The organism is Neisseria sp. P0022.S010 (genome assembly GCF_051956635.1).
Genome location: NZ_JBQCXF010000672.1, coordinates 1 through 1,459, shown reverse-complemented (window position 1 = coordinate 1,459; position 1,459 = coordinate 1). Strand labels below are relative to the sequence as shown.

The 1,459-nt window shown below is 50.2% G+C and carries 2 protein-coding genes; one reads left to right on the top strand and one right to left on the bottom strand.

Annotated features, from left to right (window positions below; all coding sequences use genetic code 11):
• Nucleotides 1-556: extracellular solute-binding protein (locus ACTHUT_RS20545; RefSeq protein WP_440419653.1), on the bottom strand; the 556-nt coding region annotated here is incomplete at its 3' end.
• Between the two features lie 239 nt (nucleotides 557-795).
• Between ACTHUT_RS20545 and ACTHUT_RS20540 the strand changes: the two genes are divergently transcribed.
• On the top strand, nucleotides 796-1,459 hold a 664-nt coding region (locus tag ACTHUT_RS20540; RefSeq protein WP_440419651.1), incomplete at its 3' end, for an alanine--tRNA ligase-related protein.

Sequence of the window (1,459 nt, the reverse complement as noted above, 5' to 3'; positions counted from 1 at the left end):
AGCTGATGCCGCATTGCTTGAGTTTGGACGTGTATTCGGGGTTAAACACCAAATCCCATTGATTGTCCGGCAGCTGATCCGTGCCCAAAGCCTTTTTCACACGCTCGGTATTGATGGCGAAAGTATTGGTACCCCAATAAAATGGCACCGCATATTCATGCCCCGGATCGACGCCTTCCATCAGCTTCATCAACTGAGGATTCAAATTTTTATAGTTGGGAATCAGGGATTTGTCGATTTTCTGATACGCACCTGCCTTAATCTGCCTACCGACAAACGCATTGGAAGGACCCACGATGTCGTAACCCGACTTGCCGGTCAATACCTTGCTCTCCAGCGTTTCATCGCTGTCATATACATCGTAAGTTACTGTGATACCGTGTTTCTTCTCAAACGCGGCAACCGTCTCAGGATCGACATATTCCGACCAGTTGTAAATGCTCAATACCTTTTGATTATCGGTTTGAGCCGCCTTGTCGGCAGAAGTTTTGTCCGAGCCGCCGCAGCCGGCCAGTGCCAGTGCAGTCAGTACGATGAGGGGCAGATGTTTGGTCATTATCATTCCTTGCGTATCCGGTTGAAAATAGAGAGGCATTATAAAGCAGGCAAGCCCGAGCGGATAGGCTTCATTGTTAAAAGATATTGTCACGCTTAAGGCCGTCTGAAAACGACGTTAAAACCTTTCTGCCGATAGCTTGAAATATGGTTTTGCGGTAAGATAACGCCCATTCGTTTTTAATCGCAACGCGCCGTCCGGGCCGTCTGAAATCCTTGTAAAAAATTTATCGAGACATTATGAAAACCACCGAACTACGCCAAAAATTCCTGAAATTTTTTGAATCTAAAGGCCACACCATCGTCCGCTCTTCCTCGCTCGTGCCACACGACGACCCGACCCTGCTGTTTACCAACGCAGGCATGAACCAATTTAAAGACGTATTCCTCGGCTTTGACAAACGCCCATACAACCGCGCTACTACCGCGCAAAAATGCGTACGCGCAGGCGGCAAACACAACGACTTGGAAAACGTAGGCTACACTGCCCGCCACCATACCTTCTTCGAAATGATGGGCAACTTCTCCTTCGGCGACTACTTCAAGCGCGACGCGATCCACTTCGCTTGGGAATTCCTGACTTCCCCGGAATGGTTGAATATCCCTAAAGACAAACTCTTGGCAACCGTTTACGCAGAAGACGACGAAGCCTACAACATCTGGTTGAACGAAATCGGCATGCCTGCCGAGCGCATCGTCCGGATCGGCGACAACAAAGGCGCGAAATACGCGTCCGACAACTTCTGGCAGATGGGCGACACCGGCCCTTGCGGTCCGTGCTCCGAAATTTTCTACGACCACGGCGAAGAAATCTGGGGCGGCATTCCGGGCAGCCCTGAAGAAGACGGCGACCGCTGGATTGAAATTTGGAACTGCGTATTTATGCAGTTCAACCGCGACGAAC